The organism is Streptomyces sp. NPDC026092 (assembly GCF_040638605.1).
Taxonomy (GTDB): Bacteria; Actinomycetota; Actinomycetes; order Streptomycetales; family Streptomycetaceae; genus Streptomyces.
Genome location: NZ_JBEZYN010000024.1, coordinates 18,396 through 36,352, shown reverse-complemented (window position 1 = coordinate 36,352; position 17,957 = coordinate 18,396). Strand labels below are relative to the sequence as shown.

The 17,957-nt window shown below is 72.3% G+C and carries 16 protein-coding genes; 10 read left to right on the top strand and 6 right to left on the bottom strand.

Annotation, left to right across the window (positions count from 1 at the left end; translation table 11 throughout):
- The first annotated feature begins 26 nt into the window (after positions 1-26).
- Together AB0F56_RS30605 and AB0F56_RS30600 are read left to right on the top strand one after the other, a co-directional pair.
- Entirely contained in the window at positions 27-686 is a 660-nt protein-coding gene (locus AB0F56_RS30605) for an ABC transporter ATP-binding protein (RefSeq protein WP_362015465.1), read from the top strand.
- Entirely contained in the window at positions 683-2,965 is a 2,283-nt protein-coding gene (locus AB0F56_RS30600) for an FtsX-like permease family protein (RefSeq protein WP_362015462.1), read from the top strand. The genes AB0F56_RS30605 and AB0F56_RS30600 overlap by 4 nt, the downstream gene beginning before the upstream one ends.
- Here AB0F56_RS30600 and AB0F56_RS30595 read toward each other — a convergent pair.
- Positions 2,962-3,234, bottom strand: a complete 273-nt coding sequence (locus AB0F56_RS30595; protein ID WP_362015460.1) for a hypothetical protein — start codon at positions 3,232-3,234, stop codon at positions 2,962-2,964. The genes AB0F56_RS30600 and AB0F56_RS30595 overlap by 4 nt on opposite strands.
- A 55-nt stretch (positions 3,235-3,289) precedes the next feature.
- Between AB0F56_RS30595 and AB0F56_RS30590 the strand changes: the two genes are divergently transcribed.
- On the top strand, positions 3,290-4,018 hold the full coding sequence (locus AB0F56_RS30590) for a MerR family transcriptional regulator (protein ID WP_362015457.1): 729 nt from the start codon (positions 3,290-3,292) through the stop codon (positions 4,016-4,018).
- A 4-nt stretch (positions 4,019-4,022) separates the two neighbouring features.
- Here the strand turns inward: AB0F56_RS30590 and AB0F56_RS30585 are convergent, their stop codons facing one another.
- A complete protein-coding gene (locus AB0F56_RS30585) occupies positions 4,023-5,264 on the bottom strand; it encodes an MFS transporter (protein WP_362015454.1) in 1,242 nt (413 codons plus the stop codon).
- A gap of 94 nt (positions 5,265-5,358) precedes the next feature.
- Here AB0F56_RS30585 and AB0F56_RS30580 point away from each other — a divergent pair, with 94 nt between their 5' ends.
- From AB0F56_RS30580 to AB0F56_RS30560, 5 genes are all read left to right on the top strand, one after another.
- On the top strand, positions 5,359-6,390 hold the full coding sequence (locus AB0F56_RS30580) for a DUF5937 family protein (RefSeq protein ID WP_362015451.1): 1,032 nt from the start codon (positions 5,359-5,361) through the stop codon (positions 6,388-6,390).
- A 69-nt stretch (positions 6,391-6,459) separates the two neighbouring features.
- The gene (locus AB0F56_RS30575; protein WP_362015448.1) at positions 6,460-7,515 is read left to right on the top strand and encodes an aldo/keto reductase; all 1,056 of its coding nucleotides are present in this window, start codon (positions 6,460-6,462) and stop codon (positions 7,513-7,515) included.
- A gap of 130 nt (positions 7,516-7,645) precedes the next feature.
- Positions 7,646-8,851: a winged helix DNA-binding domain-containing protein gene (locus tag AB0F56_RS30570; protein ID WP_362015445.1), complete on the top strand. Its 1,206-nt coding sequence runs from the start codon at positions 7,646-7,648 to the stop codon at positions 8,849-8,851.
- 226 nt (positions 8,852-9,077) lie between these two features.
- On the top strand, positions 9,078-9,515 hold the full coding sequence (locus AB0F56_RS30565; protein WP_362015442.1) for a YciI family protein: 438 nt from the start codon (positions 9,078-9,080) through the stop codon (positions 9,513-9,515).
- Positions 9,516-9,517: 2 nt separating this feature from the next.
- Positions 9,518-10,735 (top strand): sigma-70 family RNA polymerase sigma factor, encoded by a 1,218-nt coding sequence (locus AB0F56_RS30560; protein ID WP_362015440.1) that lies wholly within the window; start codon positions 9,518-9,520, stop codon positions 10,733-10,735.
- Between the two features lie 149 nt (positions 10,736-10,884).
- Here the strand turns inward: AB0F56_RS30560 and wrbA are convergent, their stop codons facing one another.
- From wrbA to AB0F56_RS30545, 3 genes are all read right to left on the bottom strand, one after another.
- Entirely contained in the window at positions 10,885-11,493 is a 609-nt protein-coding gene (wrbA, locus tag AB0F56_RS30555; protein ID WP_362015438.1) for an NAD(P)H:quinone oxidoreductase, read from the bottom strand.
- Between the two features lie 94 nt (positions 11,494-11,587).
- The gene (locus tag AB0F56_RS30550; RefSeq protein ID WP_362015617.1) at positions 11,588-12,520 is read right to left on the bottom strand and encodes an RNA polymerase sigma-70 factor; all 933 of its coding nucleotides are present in this window, start codon (positions 12,518-12,520) and stop codon (positions 11,588-11,590) included.
- Between the two features lie 95 nt (positions 12,521-12,615).
- Positions 12,616-13,815: an FAD-dependent oxidoreductase gene (locus AB0F56_RS30545; RefSeq protein WP_362015436.1), complete on the bottom strand. Its 1,200-nt coding sequence runs from the start codon at positions 13,813-13,815 to the stop codon at positions 12,616-12,618.
- A 245-nt stretch (positions 13,816-14,060) separates the two neighbouring features.
- On the opposite strand from AB0F56_RS30545, the gene AB0F56_RS30540 reads away from it, so the two are divergent.
- On the top strand, positions 14,061-14,699 hold the full coding sequence (locus AB0F56_RS30540; protein WP_362015434.1) for a TetR/AcrR family transcriptional regulator: 639 nt from the start codon (positions 14,061-14,063) through the stop codon (positions 14,697-14,699).
- Here AB0F56_RS30540 and AB0F56_RS30535 read toward each other — a convergent pair.
- Positions 14,671-15,483 (bottom strand): TetR/AcrR family transcriptional regulator, encoded by an 813-nt coding sequence (locus AB0F56_RS30535; RefSeq protein ID WP_362015431.1) that lies wholly within the window; start codon positions 15,481-15,483, stop codon positions 14,671-14,673. The genes AB0F56_RS30540 and AB0F56_RS30535 overlap by 29 nt on opposite strands.
- Positions 15,484-15,593: 110 nt before the next feature.
- On the opposite strand from AB0F56_RS30535, the gene AB0F56_RS30530 reads away from it, so the two are divergent.
- Positions 15,594-17,864 (top strand): excinuclease ABC subunit UvrA, encoded by a 2,271-nt coding sequence (locus AB0F56_RS30530; protein WP_362015425.1) that lies wholly within the window; start codon positions 15,594-15,596, stop codon positions 17,862-17,864.
- The last annotated feature ends 93 nt before the right edge of the window (positions 17,865-17,957 follow it).

The window sequence follows — 17,957 nt, the reverse complement described above, 5'->3', positions numbered from 1 at the left end:
TCCTCAGCAAGGGAGTTCGCACCACGATGGACGCCATCCTCCGCGCCGAGGGCGTGGATCTCTTCTACGGGCCGCAGCAGGCCGTCAGCGGCGCCGACTTCTCGCTGAAGCGCGGGGAGGTGGCGGCCATCATGGGAAGCAGCGGTTCGGGGAAGTCATCGCTCCTGTACTGCCTCGCTGGGGTACTCGCACCGTCGCAGGGAACCGTCTCGTTCGGCGGGGTCTCCCTCGCGACCCGCTCCGACGACGAACTGAGCGCCCTGCGCCGTGAACGGTTCGGGTTCGTCTTCCAGTACGGGGAGTTGCTGCCCGAACTGACCGTGGAGGAGAACGCCGCACTCCCCCTGCGCCTCGCCGGCCAGCGGAAGGCACCGGCGCACGCGGCGGCCGGCGAGGTGCTCGGACGGCTGGGCATGACCGAGCTGTTGCAGCGCAGGACCTCGCAGCTGTCCGGTGGGCAGAGTCAGCGGGTGGCCGTCGCGCGGGCGCTCGTGCACCGGCCGGACGTGGTGTTCGCGGACGAGCCGACCGGTGCGCTCGACAGCGTCAACGCCTCTGCCGTACTGGAGGAGTTCCTGCGGCTCGCCCGGGATCAGGGGACGGCCGTGGTCATCGTCACGCATGACGCGAGTGTGGCCGAACACGCCGACAGCCGGTACACGATGACCGACGGGAAGCTCAAGTGAATCCCTTCGTGCTCGGCATGCGGCTGCTGTGGCGTGGCGGACGGCGAGGCCGCGCCCGGTTCCTGCTCATGACCGTCGGCTGCGCACTCGGCGTGGCCTGCCTCGCCGCCGTACTCACCATTCCGGCGATCCTCGCCGCTCACGACGCACGGACAGCCGCTCGCCAGCCGCTCGGCGACCAGTATCCGAAGGGCGGCTGGTCGACCTCCGACACGATCGCGATCAGCCGTGATGACGCCTACGGCTCCCAGCCACTCCACCGGCTCTTCGTCGCCCGTCCGGTCTCCGGTCCGGCGCCGGTTCCTCCGGGCATCGACCGGCTGCCCGCAGCCGGAGAAGTGATCGTCTCGCCGCGACTGCGCGAGGAGCTGGCCGAGTCGCCCGGAGTCGCCGGGCTCCTGCCGGGCAAGGTGAGCGGCACGATCGGGCCGGACGGGCTCGCCGGACCCGACGATCTGTACGCCTATGTCGGCACCACCCACGCCCAGATCCCGAAGGAGGGCGCCCAGCGCGTGGACTCCTTCGGCTCGCGCTACGCCACCCACGAGGTCGTCGAAGAGTCCACCCTCGACATCCTGAGGTTCACGCTCGCCTGCGTGGTCCTCCTGCCCCTCGTCGTGTTCCTGTCGGTGTGCGCTCGGCTCTCGGCCGAGTCGCGCGCCCGCAGGCTCGCCGCGCTGCGCCTCGTCGGCCTGAGTGTGAAGGACACCCTGCGGGTCAACGCCGGCGAGACCGTGTCGGCTGCCTTCCTGGGAGCGTTGCTCGGCATCGCCGGGTATCTCGGCTTCAACGAGATCATGGCGAGGGTCGGTCTGCCGGGCCTTCACTGGTACCCGGCCGACGGGCGTCCCGACGTCGGCACGCTTGTCGCCTGCCTGGTTCTGTGTCCGGCACTCGCCTGGTTCGTCGGACGCCACAGCGCCCGCGCGGCCGCGCGGACCCCCCTCAACGTCCGGCGTACCGCCGAGCGCAAGCCCCCCAAGGTGTACGGAACGCTGCTGCTCGTACCAGGGCTCGGCGTCATCGGTGGCTACTGCGCCCTCAGCGTGCTGGGACGCGATCCGTCCGGCGGCTCTTCCAACACCGTCCTCATCCCCGCGGCCGTACTGCTGACGGGAGCGGGGCTGGTCCTCGGCCTGCCGCCGATCACCGCCTGGCTCGCCCGCCGGCTGGCCGCCACCGCGCGGTCGCTGCCCCTGTCGCTCGCGATGCGCCGCACCGAGGTCGAGCCGGGCGCGTCACTGCGCGTGGTCACCGGACTCGTCCTCCTCGTCTACGCGACGTCCCTCACCCAGGGCGTCCTCGTGGAGCTCAGCCAGGTGAGCCGCAACACCGCGCCCGTGCAGGAGTACAAGATCAGTCTCGCGCAGCTGACCCCCCAGCAGCGGGAGAGGATGACCCGGGTCGCAGGCGTCAGTGCGCACGGCATCGACGCCCCGTCATGGGAGCCAGCCGACAGCACCAGCTATCCGGGCATCGAGGCAACCGTGGCCACCTGTGCCCAACTCGCTGTCTTCAGCAAGGCAGCACCGGGGTGCGTCGACGGAAAGACCGTCCGACTTGCCCGCCCTGGGAACCCGTTGTCCGAGGACGCCCAGCCGGGCAAGTCGTTCGAGATCCTTCTGGACAACGGAGCAAAGCTCACAGTGCCGATCCCGCATGAGGTGCTGACCGCCCACACGTACGAGACGTACGACCTGAGTGCCAGGGACGTCCTCATCCCGCCCTCCCTCCTCCCACCCGACACCCTGCCCGCCGACGGTCACCTCGTTCTCGCGTCGGCCTCCGATCCGGAGACCGTCCGCACCGTCCTCGATGCAGTCGGGGCCATCGCGCCCACCGCCGAGGTCAGACCCGTCGGGATCGTCGTCGAGTCCCTCGCCCAACTCACCGTCATCCGGAGTCTGCTCGGGGCCGGCATGGTGCTCGGGCTGGTCATCGGGGTGGCCGCGTTCGTCGTGTCTGTGGCTGATCGGGCCATGGAGCGGCGGGGGCAAGTGGCTGCCCTGGTGTTGCTCGGGGCTCGGGCGGGGACGTTGCGGGTGGTGCAGTGTGTGCAGGTGGTCGTGCCGCTGGGGGTGGGGTTGGGGGCCGCCGTGGTGACCGGGTGGCTGGCCGAGTCGAGTTATCTGATCACCGGGGGTGGGGCCGTCCACTGGGACTGGAGTGGGTTGCCGCTGCTGCTCGCCTGTTGTCTCGGGGTGCTGCTCGCCGCCGGGGTCTCCGCGCTGCCGCTCGTGCGCCGGCACGTCGACCCCGAGCACATTCGGCGGGACTAACCACCGGCCCTGAGGCGGCGGTCCAGTTCCTCCGCCGCCGCCTCGTAGCCCGCGTCCGCGATGCGCTGGAGTTCTCGCAGGTCACCCGCCTTCGTCGCGCGGCGGGTCAGGAGGAAGCCGGCGTGCATCGATCCCTCGTCCAGGAGTTCGCTCAGCTCCTCGACCTCGCCCGCCTCGTCCGCCAGGTCCGCCAGGCGGTCCAGGGCCCTCTCGTTGCCCGCGTCGGCCAGGTCGCGCAGGGTCTGTTTGTCATGGTTCGGGTTTGTCATGACACCCATGCTGCAACCCTGCCCCAGGGGCAGGGTCAAGTGCGAGGATCGGCTTGTGATCACCATCGGGCAGCTGGCCGCCTCCGTCGGCGTTTCGGTCAAGACCGTCCGCGTGTACCACCAGAAAGGGCTCCTTCCCGAGCCCGAGCGCGACGCCTCCGGCTATCGCCGGTACAGCGCCGGCGACGCCATCACCCTCATCAAGATCCGGACGCTCGCCGAGGCCGGTGTCCCCCTCGCCCGGATCCGGGAGCTGATGGCCGCTTCCGAGGGAGAGTTCCGGCAGGCGTTGCACGAGATCGACGATGCGCTTGTCGCGCGGATCCGTGGGCTCCGGACGACCCGATCGCGACTGCAGCGGCTCTCCGCCGGGCAGCTCGCGCCCCTGCCCGCCGAAGTCGTCGACCATCTGGAGCAGCTGGGGCGCTGGGGGTTCACGGTCCGCTGGGTCGACCTGCAGCGCGACCTCTGGATCCTCGTCTTCGCCACCCACCCCGAGAGCGCCGACGCCCTCTTCCACGACCAGGACCAGACCCTGGCCCAACCCGCGCTGCGGCAGCTCTTCCTCGAGTACGACCGCGCCTACGATCTCGACGCCGACGACCCCGCCCTCCCCGACCTCGCCCGCCGCATCCTCGCCGCCACCCGGGAGCGGTACGGGGACGCACCAGCGGTCGAAGTCGACTCAGCCTCCCCCATCCCTGCGCTTGTCCAGGACGACCTCAACGCCTCCTCTCCCGCCTGGCGGCGGATCGATTCGCTCTTGCGGGCGGGCAGCCCCTAGGCCCCTACGCCGCCAGGCCGTGCGCCGTCCTGCGCTCCACCCTTGCCCTCAGCGCCCACGTCCCCGCCGCCGCCAGCAGGCCGCCCACCAGCGCCGTCCCCCACAGGAGCGTCGGGCCGACTCCGGTGTACACCGTCACGCCCAGAGTGAGCGCCCCGAAGCGCGCCAGGCCCCACGTCCAGCTGAAGGCGCCCTGGTAGCGGCCGCGGGCGTGGGCCGGGGCGAGGTTCGCCACCGTCGCGGCCGCGATGCCCGCGACGACCACCTCGCCCAGGGACCAGACGACCACCGACACCGTGAACCCGACCACCCCGTCCGCCAGGCCCGTCAGCGCCACGCCCGCCGCGATCAGCACGCTGCCCGCGCTCTGCACCGCCAGCGGCGGCAGCTTGGCTAGCCGGGCCGTGACCAGGGGCTGGAGCGCGACCACCAGGATCGCGTTGACCGCCGCCATCGCCCCGTACACCGCCGGGGACAGGCCGTTGTCCCGGATGGCGAGGGGCAGGGCCACCTCGGTGAGGGAGTAGACGAACAGCTGGATGCCGAAGAGGGGGAGCAGCGCCATCGCCAAGCGGTCGCGGAACACCACCCCGTAGCCGATGCCGTCGGGGCGAGACGTCTGTGCCGATGTCGGTGCCGACGTCTGCGCCTGCGTCTGTACCGACGTCTGTGCCTTCTGCGCCCGGCTCGGTTCGGTCAGGCGCGTCGCCACGATCGTCGCGTAGATCAGCATCGTCCCCGCGTCCACCGCGAACAGCAGCCAGTACCCCTGCGCCGCCAGGAAGCCGCCGAGCACTCCGCCCACCGCCGTACCGATGTTCACGCCCCAGCCGAAGAGCGCGTACGCCCGCTGTCTGCGTTCCGCGTCGACCGCGTCGGCCATCAGCGCGTACGCCGCCGGGGCGACCATCGCGCCCGTCGCGCTGATCAGCAGCGCCGCCGCCGCCATCGTCCACACGCCCGGTGCCACGAACAGCGCGCCGTGCGCCGCCGCCGCGCCGACCAGGCCGGTCAGCATCGTCGGGCGGCGGCCGACGCGGTCGGCGAGGACGCCGCCGAGCGCCGGGCCGAGGAGGTTGCCGGCGCCCAGGGCGCCGAGGACGTACGAGGTGTCGGTCCCCGTGACCCCGCGCGCGGCCAGGAAGAAGACCAGGAAGGGGGTCACGAGGTAGCCGAGGCGGTTGACGATCGTCCCGGCGAACAGGGTCCAGACGGTGGGCGGCAGGCCGCGGAAGGAGGTGAGCATGCGAGGAGACTCGCCCACGCCGCATCCGTCCGCCATTGATTAAGCTCAGGCCGAATCCAACAAGCCTATGGCTACGGTCCTCAGGGGTGGAATCATGGAAACCGGGCTCAGTTTCTCCGCCGCCGACCTCGCCCAGACCCGGTTCGCGGTCTCCCCCATGTGGGAGGTCGTCACCAGTTTCCGGCTGCTCCGCGAGGCCACCGACCCGCCCCTGCACCGGCGTTGGGCCGCGCAGGTACGGCCCCGGGTCAGCGGTGCCGGGCTCGACCGCGGCTGGCTGGCCGCGCTCGTCCCCGGACACGGCTTCCTCGCCGACTTCCTCAACCCGACGCCCACCGCCCCCTTCCCCACCCTCGCCGCCGAACTCGACACCATCCGCGCCACCCCGCGTGAGCAGGTGTGGGCCGACCTGGACATCCTCGCGTCCAAAGAGCCGTCCAAAGGGCCGTCCAAGGAGCCGGACGAACGGCGTACCGACCGCGCCCGGCTGCGGCTGCTGCGCGAGGCGCCCGAAGTGGCCCTGGAGAAGGTCGCCGACGAGATCGAGACCTACTGGGAACTCGCCCTCGCCCCCTACTGGGCCCGCATCCGACGCCTCCTCGAAGCCGACGTCTTCCACCGCGCCCGGCAGGTCGCCGAGCACGGCTCGGCGCGTGTTCTCAGCGAACTGCACGAGACCGTACGGTGGGACGACGGCACCCTGCACCTGGTCCGGCGGCACTGCGCGCTGACCCGGGACGAGGCCGGCTCGGGGCTGCTGCTCGTTCCCTCGGCCTTCGCCTGGCCCCGCGTCCTGACCCGTTCCGTCGCCCCCGAACCACCCCAACTCGCCTACCCGGCACGGGGGATCGGCTCCCTCTGGGAACCGCGTACCAGCTCCGCGGCCGACGCGGTCGCCGCCGTCATCGGGCGCTCGCGCACCCTGCTCCTCGCCGAGCTCGACACCCCGACCTCCACCACCCGGCTCGCCGCCCAGTCCGGTCTGTCCGCCGCCGGCGTCTCCCAGCACCTCACCGCGCTGCGCAACGCCGGCCTCGTCACCGCGCACCGCGCCGGGCGCTCGGTCCTCTACGCCCGTACGTCGGTCGCGGACGCGCTTCTCGCGCCGACGGGGGACGCAGGGTGACCCTCGTCCCCTACGAGTACGCGTCAGGGTCTTGCCCTGGAGTCGGCTCCAGCTCCTAGAGTGCGCCGCATGCGATATCGCGTACTCGGCGGGACCGGGATCGAAGTCAGCGCGTACTGCCTCGGCACCATGATGTTCGGCGCCATCGGCAACCCCGACCACGCGGACTCCGTACGGGTCATCCACGCCGCCCTCGACCAGGGCATCAACTTCGTCGACACCGCCGACATGTACTCCATGGGCGAGTCCGAGGAGATCGTCGGCAAGGCGCTGCGCGACCCGAAGCGCCGCGCCGAGACCGTCCTCGCCACCAAGGGGTACTTCACCATGGGCGACGGGCCGGCCCGCGGCGGGCTCTCGCGGCGCTGGCTCACCCGCGCCGTCGAGGACAGCCTGACGCGCCTCGGCACCGACTGGATCGACCTCTACCAGGTCCATCGCCCCGACCACCGTACGGACATCGAGGAGACGCTCGCCGTCCTCGGCGACCTCCAGGCCCAGGGCAAGATCCGGGCGTTCGGCTGCTCCACCTTCCCCGCCGAGCAGATCGTCGAGGCGCACGCCGTCGCGGAGCGGCGCGGGCTGCGCGCCTTCCGGACCGAGCAGCCGCCGTACTCGCTGCTCGCGCGGGGCGTGGAGAACGCGGTGCTGCCGGTGGCGCAGAAGTACGGGATGGGGGTACTGACCTGGAGTCCGCTGGCGTCCGGGTTCCTCACCGGGAAGTACCGCAAGGGGCAACCGGTCGATCTGACCAGCGGGCGGCCCTCGATCACCCCGCACCGCTTCGACCCGGAGATCCCCGGCAACGCGGCCAAGCTCGACGCCGTCGAGCAACTCGTCGCCCTCGCCGAGGAGATCGGCTGCTCGCTGCCCGCCCTCGCGCTCGCCTTCGCCGCGGCGCACCCGGCCGTGACGTCCGTGATCATCGGGCCGCGGACCCGGGACCAGCTGGACGGGCTCCTGAAGGGCGCGCCGCTCGTCCTCGACGACGAGGTCCTCGACCGGATCGACGAGATCGTCCCGCCCGGCACCAACCTCTACCAGGCGGACGGCGCCTGGCGCCCGCCGCACATGACCGACCCCGCGCTGCGGCGGCGTCCGGTGGGGGACCGCGCGGCCGGCTGAGAGCGCGGCGGCATCAGCCTCCGGAAGCCGGGATTCCGGGCCGCTGCTGCGCCTCGGAAGCTTGGAATCCGGGCCGCCGCTGCGCCCTGGAAGCCCCGACTCCGAGCCGCCGCTGCGCCATGCTTGCCGCATGGGGAACAAGGCGCGGCACACCCGCCGTATCGAGGCGGACGAACGCAGGGCCCGGCTGGCCGTACGTCATCGGCTGACCGGGACGGCACGGGCGGCGAGCGCGGAGGAGGTGGCCGGGTCGCTCGTGGCGCTGCACGCGACCGACCCGGCCACCGTCTTCCTCGCCGTCGGCGCCCGGCTGGCCGGGAAGCAGGGCGAGGTCGGGCCGGTCGCGGGGGTGGAGAAGGCCCTGTACGAGGACCGGACGCTGACCCGGATGCACGGCATGCGGCACACGATCTTCGTCTTCCCGACCGCCCTCGTCCCCACCGTGCACGCCTCCACCACCCGCGACGTCGCCACCCGCGAACGCGCCATGCTGCTCAAGGACCTGGCCAAGGGCAGCGCATACGACGACGCCTGGCTCACCGAGACCGAGCGGCTGGTCCTGGCCGAGCTGACGGTACGCGGCGAGGCGACCGGCGCCGAGCTGGGCGAGGCCGTGCCACGGCTGCGCGCGCAGTACATGTACGGGGTCGGCACCCGGCAGGAGGGGCCGCAGTCCCTCTCCAGCCGGCTGCTCCGGGTCCTCGGCATGGAGGGCCGGATCGCCCGCGGCCGCCCGCAGGGCGCCTGGACCTCCAGCCGCTTCCGCTGGGAGCCGACGCCCGAACGGCCCGATCCCTCCGACGAGTTCGCCCACGCCGAACTCGTACGGCAGTGGCTCGCGGCCTGCGGTCCCGCCACCGAGGCGGATCTGAAGTGGTGGACCGGGTGGAAGGTCACCGACGTCCGCAAGGCGCTCGCGGCGATCGGCACGGAGCCGGTGGAGCTGGCGGAGGGCACGGGCCATGTCCTGCCGGACGACCTCGAACCCGTAAGGGCCGCCGACCTGGAACCCTGGGCCGCCCTGCTGCCCGCGCTCGACCCGACGGCGATGGGCTGGCAGTACCGCGACTGGTACACCGACCCCGCGCACAAGGCCGCGCTCTTCGACCGCAGCGGCAACATCGGCCCGACCGTGTGGTGGAACGGCCGTGTCGTCGGCGGCTGGGCCCAGCGGCCCGACGGGGAGATCGCGCTCCGCTTCCTGAGCGACGAGGTCGGATCGGAGGCCAGGGCGGCCGTCGAGGCGGAGGCGGCTCGGCTGCGCGGGTGGGTGGGGGACGTCCGGGTCACACCCCGATTCCGTACGCCGCTGGAGCGGGAGCTGTCGGGGGCGTAAGGCCGGGTGAGCGCGCGAAGCCGGTGAGGCCCTGGAGGGGAACCCCCGGGTGAGGCCCTAGAGGGTCCCCTCCTGGGTCCCCTCCTGGTTCCCCTGGGTGGAATCCCCGAGAAATTCGTACGCGACCCCGGCGAGGTGTCGAGAATCGGAACCCGGCTCCGACGTCCCCTGTGAAAGGCCGGAGGAAGAGACACCGGCCAACGAACACTCAGCTAAGGAGCACGTCATGAAGTACCTCGTCATGGTGCAGGGATCCCAGGCCGACTACGACATCATGTCCGGCAAGCGCCCGGGTCAGGGCCCCGCCTGGAGCGAGAAGGACCTGCAGGCGATGTTCGAGCACATGGGGTCCATCAACAACGACCTCGCCGAGTCGGGCGAGCTCGTCGACGCGCAGGGACTCGTCGAGCCCCGGCTCACCCGGCACGTGAGCGTCGACAAGGCCGGGCAGCCGGTGATCACCGACGGGCCGTACAGCGAGACGAAGGAACTGCTGGCCGGCTACTGGATCCTCGACTGCGCGAGCCTGGAACGGGTCACCGAGATCGCCGCGCGCGTCGCCCGATGCCCGCAGCCCGAAGGGGCGCCGGAGTACCCGATCGTGATCCGCCAGATCGACCAGCGGACCGAGTCCGACCTGGCCGAGGACTGGAGCACCAACTGAGCGTGGACCCCGAAGGAGCCGAGGAGAGCGTCGAGGACCTGCTGCGCCGGCACGCGCCGCAGGTCCTCGGCGCGCTCGTACGCCGGTACGGGCACTTCGACGCCGCCGAGGACGCCGTACAGGAGGCCCTGGTGGCCGCCGCCGCGCAGTGGCCCGAGTCCGGTACGCCCGACAATCCGCGCGGCTGGCTCATCCGGGTCGCCTCGCGGCGGCTCACGGACCAGCTGCGGGCGGACGAGGCGCGGGCCCGGCGCGAGGAGACGGCCGCGCGCCTCCAGCCGCGCGAGGCGCGGGCGGCGCCGTCGGACGACGACACGCTGACGCTGCTCTTCCTCTGCTGCGACCCGTCACTCGCGCCCGCCGCCCGGGTCGCGCTGACACTGCGCGCGGTCGGCGGCCTGACGACGGCGGAGATCGCCCGGGCCCATCTCGTACCGGAGGCGACGATCGCGCAGCGGATCAGCCGGGCGAAGGCGAAGCTGCGCGACCACCGGTTCAGCCCGCCGGGGCCCGACGACCGGGACGCCCGGCTCGCCGCCGTCCTCCAGGTGCTGTACCTGATCTTCAACGAGGGGTACACCGCGACCTCAGGCCCCTCGCTGCACCGCGCCGACCTGGCCCGCGAGGCCATCCGGCTGACCCGGGCCGTCCGCCGGCTGCTCCCGAGGGAGGCCACGGTGACCGGCCTGCTGGCGCTGATGCTGCTCACGGAGGCCCGCAGCGCCGCCCGCACGGGCCCGCACGGCGAGCTGATCCCGCTCGACGAACAGGACCGGACGCGCTGGGACCGGGCCGCGATCGAGGAGGGCACGGCGCTGGTGGAGGAGGCCCTGACCGAGGGCCCGCCGGGCCCGTACCAGCTCCAGGCGGCGATCGCCGCGCTGCACGACGAGGCGCGGCGGGTCGAGGACACGGACTGGCCGCAGATCCTCGCCCTGTACGACGTCCTGGTCGCCGACTGGCCCCACCCGATGGCCGAACTGGGGCGCGTGGTCGCCGTCGCGATGGTCCACGGCCCGGAGGCGGGCCTCACCGAACTCGCCGCCCTGGAGCCCCGTCTGAAGGACCACCACCGCCTCTCCGCCGTCCGCGCCCACCTCCTCGAACGCACCGGCGCCCGAGAGGCCGCCCGCGAGGCCTACGCCGAGGCGGCCCGCCTCACGCTCAGCCTCCCGGAACGTCACTACCTGCGGATAAAGGCGGCCCGGCTGGCGGAGTAGCCGCCTGCTGCGGTCAGTGGGCGTGCGGGCCCATCGACGTGTGCGGCTCCTTGACCGATACGCACCGGAGGTCGGGCGGGACGGCGGGGCCTGAGACGCGCGTGTGCCCCCGGGGAGACCCCGGGGGCACAGGCGAAGCAGACCGACTCTCAGTCCGTCGCGAGGCCCTTCAGGCGCTTGGCGATCGTCGTGAGGCGGCGGCCCTGGTAGCGGGCGGCTTCGAGGACGTTCTCCTCGGGGGCGCCGTTGCCGCCCGCGTGGGAGGTGCCGTAGGGGTTGCCGCCGGCCGCGTAGACGGCGCCGTCGGTGAAGCCGGGGGAGACGATGACCGAGCCCCAGTGGTGGAAGGTGTTGTAGAGGGCGAGCAGGGTCGACTCGTTGCCGCCGTGCACGTTGTGGGCGCTGGTGAAGGCGGTCGCGGGCTTGTCCCAGAAGACGCCGCGCTGCCACAGGCCGCCCGTGGTGTCGATGTACTGCTTCAGCTGGGCGGCGATGTTGCCGTACCGGGTCGGCGAGCCGAGCGCGTACGCGTCGGCCCACTCCAGGTCGTCCAGCGTGGCGACCTCGACGTCCGCGGTGGCGTCCACGTGGGCGCGCCAGGCCGGGTTGCCGTCGATGGCGGCGTCCGGGGCGAGCTCGGTCACGCGCCGCAGCCGCACCTGCGCACCGGCCTTCTCGGCGCCTTCGGCGACGGCCTGGGCGAGCTGGTGCACGCTCCCGGTCGAGGAGTAGTAGATGACGGCGACGTTCACGGACATGACGAGCTCCCCTTAAGCGGATTCGGTTCCGTTTCAACCGGTCCGAGACTAAGCGGATAGCCATCCACTTCGCAAGCCCGCCTCACCGCGCGCCTCACCTCAGGGTCAGCGACGTCTCGGACTCCACCCTGGTCAGCTTCTCCGGGTTCCGGACGTAGTACAGGCTGGTGATCCGGGCGTCCTCCAGCCGCACCGCCATGACGCCGTCGATCTCGCCGTCCAGGTACAGGACGAGCGCCGGACTGCCGTTGACCACCGTGAGGCCCGCGGAGAGCGCGCCCGCGTGCTTGCCCGCGCCGCCGAGGATGAACCGGGCCACCTTGTCGGCGCCGAGGACCGGCCGCCGCGCCGCCTGCTTGATGCCGCCGCCGTCGCTCAGCAGCACCACCTCGGGGGCGAGGACGTCCAGCAGGCTCTGCAGGTCCCCGGTGGCGAGCGCGCGCTGGAACGACTCCAGGGCCGCCCGGGTCTCGCTCGCGGAGACCACCGCGCGGGGGCGGCGCGCGTCGACGTGCCGGCGCGCGCGGTGCGCGATCTGGCGCACGGCCGCCGGGGTCTTGTCGACGGCGGCCGCGATCTCGTCGTAGCCGAGGTCGAAGACCTCCCGCAGCACGAAGACCGCGCGCTCGGTCGGCGACAGCGTCTCCAGGACGAGCATCAGCGCCATCGACACGCTCTCGGCGAGTTCGGCGTCCTGGGCCACGTCGGGCGCGGTGAGCAGCGGCTCGGGCAGCCAGGGGCCGACGTACGCCTCCTTGCGTCGCGACAGGGTGCACAGCCGGTTGAGGGCCTGCCGGGTGGTGATCCTGACCAGGTACGCGCGGTGCTCCCGCACCTCCGCCAGGTCGACCTCCACCCACCGCATCCAGGTCTCCTGGAGCACGTCCTCGGCGTCGGCGGCCGAGCCGAGCATCTCGTACGCGACGGTGAAGAGCAGGTTGCGATGGGCGACGAAGCTCTCGGTCGCCGGGTCGGTCGCGGGGGCCGAAGCCGGGTCGGTCGTAGGGTCCGAAGCGCGGTCCGTCACAGGGTCGGTCGCCGGGTCGGTCACAGCTGAGTCCTCTCTGCCGCCGGTCGGTCACCTCACCGACCGGCGGTCAACTTTCGTTCCTGCGCCCCAAGTTAGGCCGCCTGCTCCGCGACCGCGCCGCGCTCCGCGCCCTCCGTCGCCACCAGCCGCTCCCGCCCCGCGTCCTTGGACCACCACTTGCGCGCGCCCGGCTTCCGGGACTCGTACCCCAGCTGCCACTGAACGCCCTTGCAGATCAGCTCCTTGACCAGCGCGCCCGTACGACCGCCCACGTACTGCTTCTTCACCGTGTCGTCGCGCTCCGCGAGCTGCAGGAGCCCCGCGCGCCGGCCGATGCTGAGGCACTGGCTGACGAACCCCACCTCGACGTCCGCGGGGCGCTCGCCCGCGATCCGGCTGAGGACCGTCTCGGCGGCCTGCGGGCCGAGCTGCATCGCGGCCTGGCAGCTCATCCGGTACGGAAGACCCGACGGCGCCGCCGCGTCGCCCGCCGCCACGACGCGCTCGTCGTCCACGCTGGTGAGGGTCTCGTCCGTGAGCAGCCGGCCCAGGGAGTCGGTGCTCAGGCCGCTGCGCGCGGCCAGGTCCGGCACGGTGAACCCGGCGGTCCAGACGGTCACCGCGCTCGCCACCTCCCGCCCGTCGGCAAGCCGCACCGCGTCCCGGGTCACCTCCGCCGCCTTCGCGCCGGGGCCCTCGACGACCGTCACCCCGAGCCGGGCAAGGCGCTTGGCGACCGCGCGCCGCCCGCGCGGGTGCAGGGACGGGGCGAGGGCCTCGCCGCAGACCAGGGTCACCTTCCGGCCCACCTCCGCCAGCTCGGCCGCGGTCTCGATGCCGGTCGCCCCGCCGCCCACCACGGTGAGCGGAGCCGGCGCGGGCGCGGCCTCGACGGCGTCCCGCAGGCGCCGCGCCTCCTCCCACCCGCCGAGCGGGTACGCGAACTCCGCGGCCCCCGGCACCCGCGCCTCTGCGCTGCCGCTGCCGACCGCGTAGACCAGGTAGTCGTAGCCGACCGTCTCCCCGGACGTCAGCGCCAGGCTCCGCCCGGCCACGTCGATGTCGGCGACGGTGTCCACGACCAGCCGGACCCCGGCGGCGAGGAGCTTGCCGTACTCCACGACCCCGTCGTGCGAACCGCCCACGTACTGGTGCAGCCGGATCCGGTCGACGAACGACGGCCTGGGGTTCACCAGCGTCACGGCCACGCCCTCGCGCCCCGTGAGCCGGTTGGCCGCCATGACTCCGGCGTACCCGCCACCGATCACAACCACCGCCGTGTTCCCAGCCATGATGACTCCCTCGTCGTCGCGCTTCGGTGAGCTTCGGAAGTCCTTCGGAGAGCCCCGAAAGCCTCGCTCACCCTCTAGACACCGCCGGGCCGCCGGATGTGACATGTGGGGGCCACTACGGGCCGATGTGAGCCGGATCACGTGACGCCGCGCAGCGATCCGGTAACCGGATAGTGCTCCGTTATGCTCGTGGCAAGGGCGGACCAAGGGGGTCGGAGCGGGTCGGAGTGAAAGGGCAGGCGGACATGATCAGCGCGAAGGACCCCAGGGCGGCGGCCGACGTCCCCCTGCTGCCCACCGTCGGACGGGCCGTGCCCGAGCGTGCCGACGCCGCGCGGAACCGCCGGAAAATCCTGGACGCCGCCGCCCGGATCGTCGCCGAGGCCGGGCCCGGCGGGGTGACCATGAACCAGGTCGCGCACGCCAGCGGCATCGGCGTCGGCACCGTCTACCGGCGCTTCGGCGACGTCTCCCAGCTCCTCTGGGCGCTCCTGGACGACCGGGAGGTGCAGTTCCAGGAGGCGTACATGGGCGGCCCGCCGCCCCTCGGCCCCGGCGCCCCCGCCGACGAGCGGCTGCACGCCTTCCTCGACGCGCTCGTCGACCGGGTCATCGAGCAGCGCGAACTCCTGCTCGCCGCCCAGGCCGCCGCGCCCAGCGCGACCTACACCAGCGGCGCGTACCTCGCCATGCACACGCACGTGGCCATGCTGCTCGGCCGGCTCCGGCCCGGGACCGACAGCGCGCTCCTCGCCCACATGCTGCTCGCGCCGTTCACCCCGAGCCTCATGAACCACCTCACCGCCGAGCGCGAACTCACCGCCGACCAGCTCAAGTCCGGGGTCGACGCCCTCCTCAACCTGGGGAACCCGGAGACCCCGTAGGGCCCTTAGGGCTCGTACGGGTCACCAGCGCCGCCAACCCGTCCAGTACCCGCGCAAGCCCGAACCCGTACGCGTACTCAGGGCTGTACATCCCCTCGTACGCCACCGCCGCCGCCTCCCCCACCCGCGCCGCCAGCGGGAACCGTTCCGCGTCGAACATCCGCTCAAGCAGCGGCGCGTGCGCGTCCCACCACTCGTGGTCGGACATCGCGCTCTCCCGGTCCACCGCCCGCGCGTCCAGCTCCGTACGGGCGGCGGACTGGACGAAGCCGAGCAGGTGCGTCAGGGCCGAGTCCCGCGTCACGTCGTCGAGCCCAAGGCCCTCGAACGCGCCCAGCTCGTGCTCGTACTTCGCCATCACCCCGGGCCCGAGCGGCGGCCGGTGGACGCGCAGCTCCGCGAGCCAGGGGTGGCCGAGGTAGAGCGCGCGGTTCGCGTCGGCGACCGCCGTCACCCGCTCCCGCCACGGCACCTCCGCCGCGAAGGGGGCCCGCTCCATCGCCAGGAAGACCTGGTCCAGCATCAGGTCGAGCAGCTCGGCCTTGCCGGGGACGTACGTGTACAGCGTCATCGGGGTCACCCCGAGGCGCTGCGCCACCGCCCGCATGGAGAGCGCGTCGAGGCCGCCCTCGTCGGCGAGGGCGACGGCCGCGTCGACGACGGCGTCCACCGTCAGCCCCTGACGCGGCCCGCGGCGGCCCGCCGGGACGCTCACAGTGTCCCGCCACAGCAGCTCGAGCGTCCGCGCCGGATCCCCCGCCCCGCTGCTCCGTTCCTTCGCCATGGCACCCATTCTCGCAGGTCAGGAGGGTGTCCCTCAATAATCCCATTACTTTGTACGCTGTATAGAGTAACGTGTCAGGGGTACGGGACCACTATCGGAGGGCGCATCCCATGACCACCCCCGCCGCAGCGGACAACCACCACGTCATCCAGGTCCGCGGAGCCCGCGAGAACAACCTGCGGAACGTCGACGTCGACCTCCCCAAGCGCCGCCTCACCGTCTTCACCGGCGTCTCCGGCTCCGGAAAGTCCTCGCTCGTCTTCGGCACCATCGCCGCCGAGTCCCAGCGCCTGATCAACGAGACCTACAGCGCCTTCCTCCAGTCCTTCATGCCGGCCCTCGGCCGCCCGGACGTCGACGGACTGCACAACCTCAGCGCCGCGATCGTCGTCGACCAGGAGCGGATGGGCGCCAACTCCCGCTCCACGGTGGGCACGGCGACCGACGCGTACACGATGCTCCGGATCGTCTTCAGCCGCCTCGGCACCCCGCACATCGGCACCTCCGGCGCGTTCAGCTTCAACCTGCCCGAGGGCATGTGCCCGCGCTGCGAGGGCGCGGGCCAGGTCTCCGACATCGACGTCGACGAACTCGTCGACCGCACCAAGTCCCTCAACGAGGGCGCGATCACCGTCCCCGGCTACGCCGTCGACTCCTGGATGTGGCAGGTCATGGCCCACTCCGGTTTCTACGACCCCGACAAGAAGCTCGCGGACTTCACCGAGCAGGAGTGGGAGGACTTCCTCCACAAGCCGTCCTGCAAGGTGAAGGTCGGCAGCAACAACTTCACCTACGAGGGCCTCGTGGTGAAGCTCCAGCGGACCGTCCTCGTCAAGGACCGGGACGCCATGCAGGCCCACATCCGCGCCTTCGTGGACCGGGCCGTCGTCTTCCGCACCTGCCCCGAGTGCGAGGGCAGCCGCCTCACCAAGGCCGCGCTGTCCTCCCGTATCGACGGGGTCAACATCGCCGAGTGCTCGGCGATGCAGATCAGCGACCTGGCCGGCTTCGTCCGCCGGATCGAGGACCCTTCCGTCGCCCCGCTCCTCGCCGGCCTGCGCGAACTGCTCGACTCGCTCGTCGAGATCGGCCTCGGCTATCTGAGCCTCGACCGGGCCTCCGGCACGCTCTCCGGCGGCGAGGCGCAGCGCGTGAAGATGGTGCGCCACCTCGGCTCCTCCCTCACCGACGTCACGTACGTCTTCGACGAACCGACCATCGGGCTGCACCCGCACGACATCGCCCGCATGAACGACCTGCTGCTGCGGCTGCGCGACAAGGGCAACACCGTCCTCGTCGTGGAGCACAAGCCGGAGGTCATCGAGATCGCCGACCACGTGGTCGACCTCGGCCCGCGCGCCGGTTCGAACGGCGGCGAGATCTGCTACTCCGGCGACGTGCCGGGCCTGCGCACCTCCGGGACGCTGACCGGCGAGCACCTCTCCCACCGGGCGAAGCTCCGCCCCGAGGTACGGCCCCGCACCGGCGCGCTCTCCATCACGGACGCGACGCAGCACAACCTCCGGAACGTGAGCGTCGAGATCCCGACCGGCGTCCTGACCGTCGTCACGGGCGTCGCCGGCTCCGGCAAGTCGTCCCTCATCCACGGCAACCTGCCCGGCCGCGAGGGCGTGGTCGTCGCCGACCAGTCCCCGATCCGCGGCTCGCGCCGCTCGAACCCGGCCACGTACACGGGCCTCCTGAACCCCATCCGTACCGCCTTCGCCAAGGCCAACGGCGTCAAGGCGGCGCTGTTCAGCGCCAATTCGGAGGGCGCCTGCCCGAAGTGCAACGGCCTCGGCCTCGTCTACACCGACCTGGCGATGATGGCGGGCGTCGCCTCGGTCTGCGAGGAGTGCGAGGGGAAGCGGTTCACGAGCGAGGTGCTCTCCTACACGCTCGACGGCAAGAACATCCACGAGGTCCTGTCGATGTCGATCGAGGAGGCGTACGACTTCTTCACCGCCAAGGGCCAGGCGCGGACGATCCTCGGCCGCCTGAAGGACGTCGGCCTCGGCTACCTCCGCCTCGGCCAGCCCCTCAACACCCTCTCGGGCGGCGAGCGGCAGCGGCTGAAGCTGGCGATCCACATGGCCGAGAAGGGCGCGATCTACGTCCTCGACGAGCCGACCACCGGCCTCCACCTCGCCGACGTCGACCAGCTCCTCGCCCTCCTCGACCGCCTGGTCGAGGCCGGCAACACGGTCGTCGTCATCGAGCACCACCAGGCGGTCATGGCCCACGCCGACTGGCTCGTCGACCTCGGCCCGGGCGCGGGCCACGACGGCGGCCGGATCGTCTTCGAGGGCACGCCGTCGGAGCTGGTGGAGAAGGGCGAGACGCTGACGGCTCGGCACTTGCGGGAGTACGTGGGCGGGTAAGCGGTCAGTGGGCCGCAGGGGCCTGGTCCGGCAGGCGGGTGTCGACCACCGTCCACCCCATGGAACCGTCTGGACCGCCCCCGCTCCCACCCC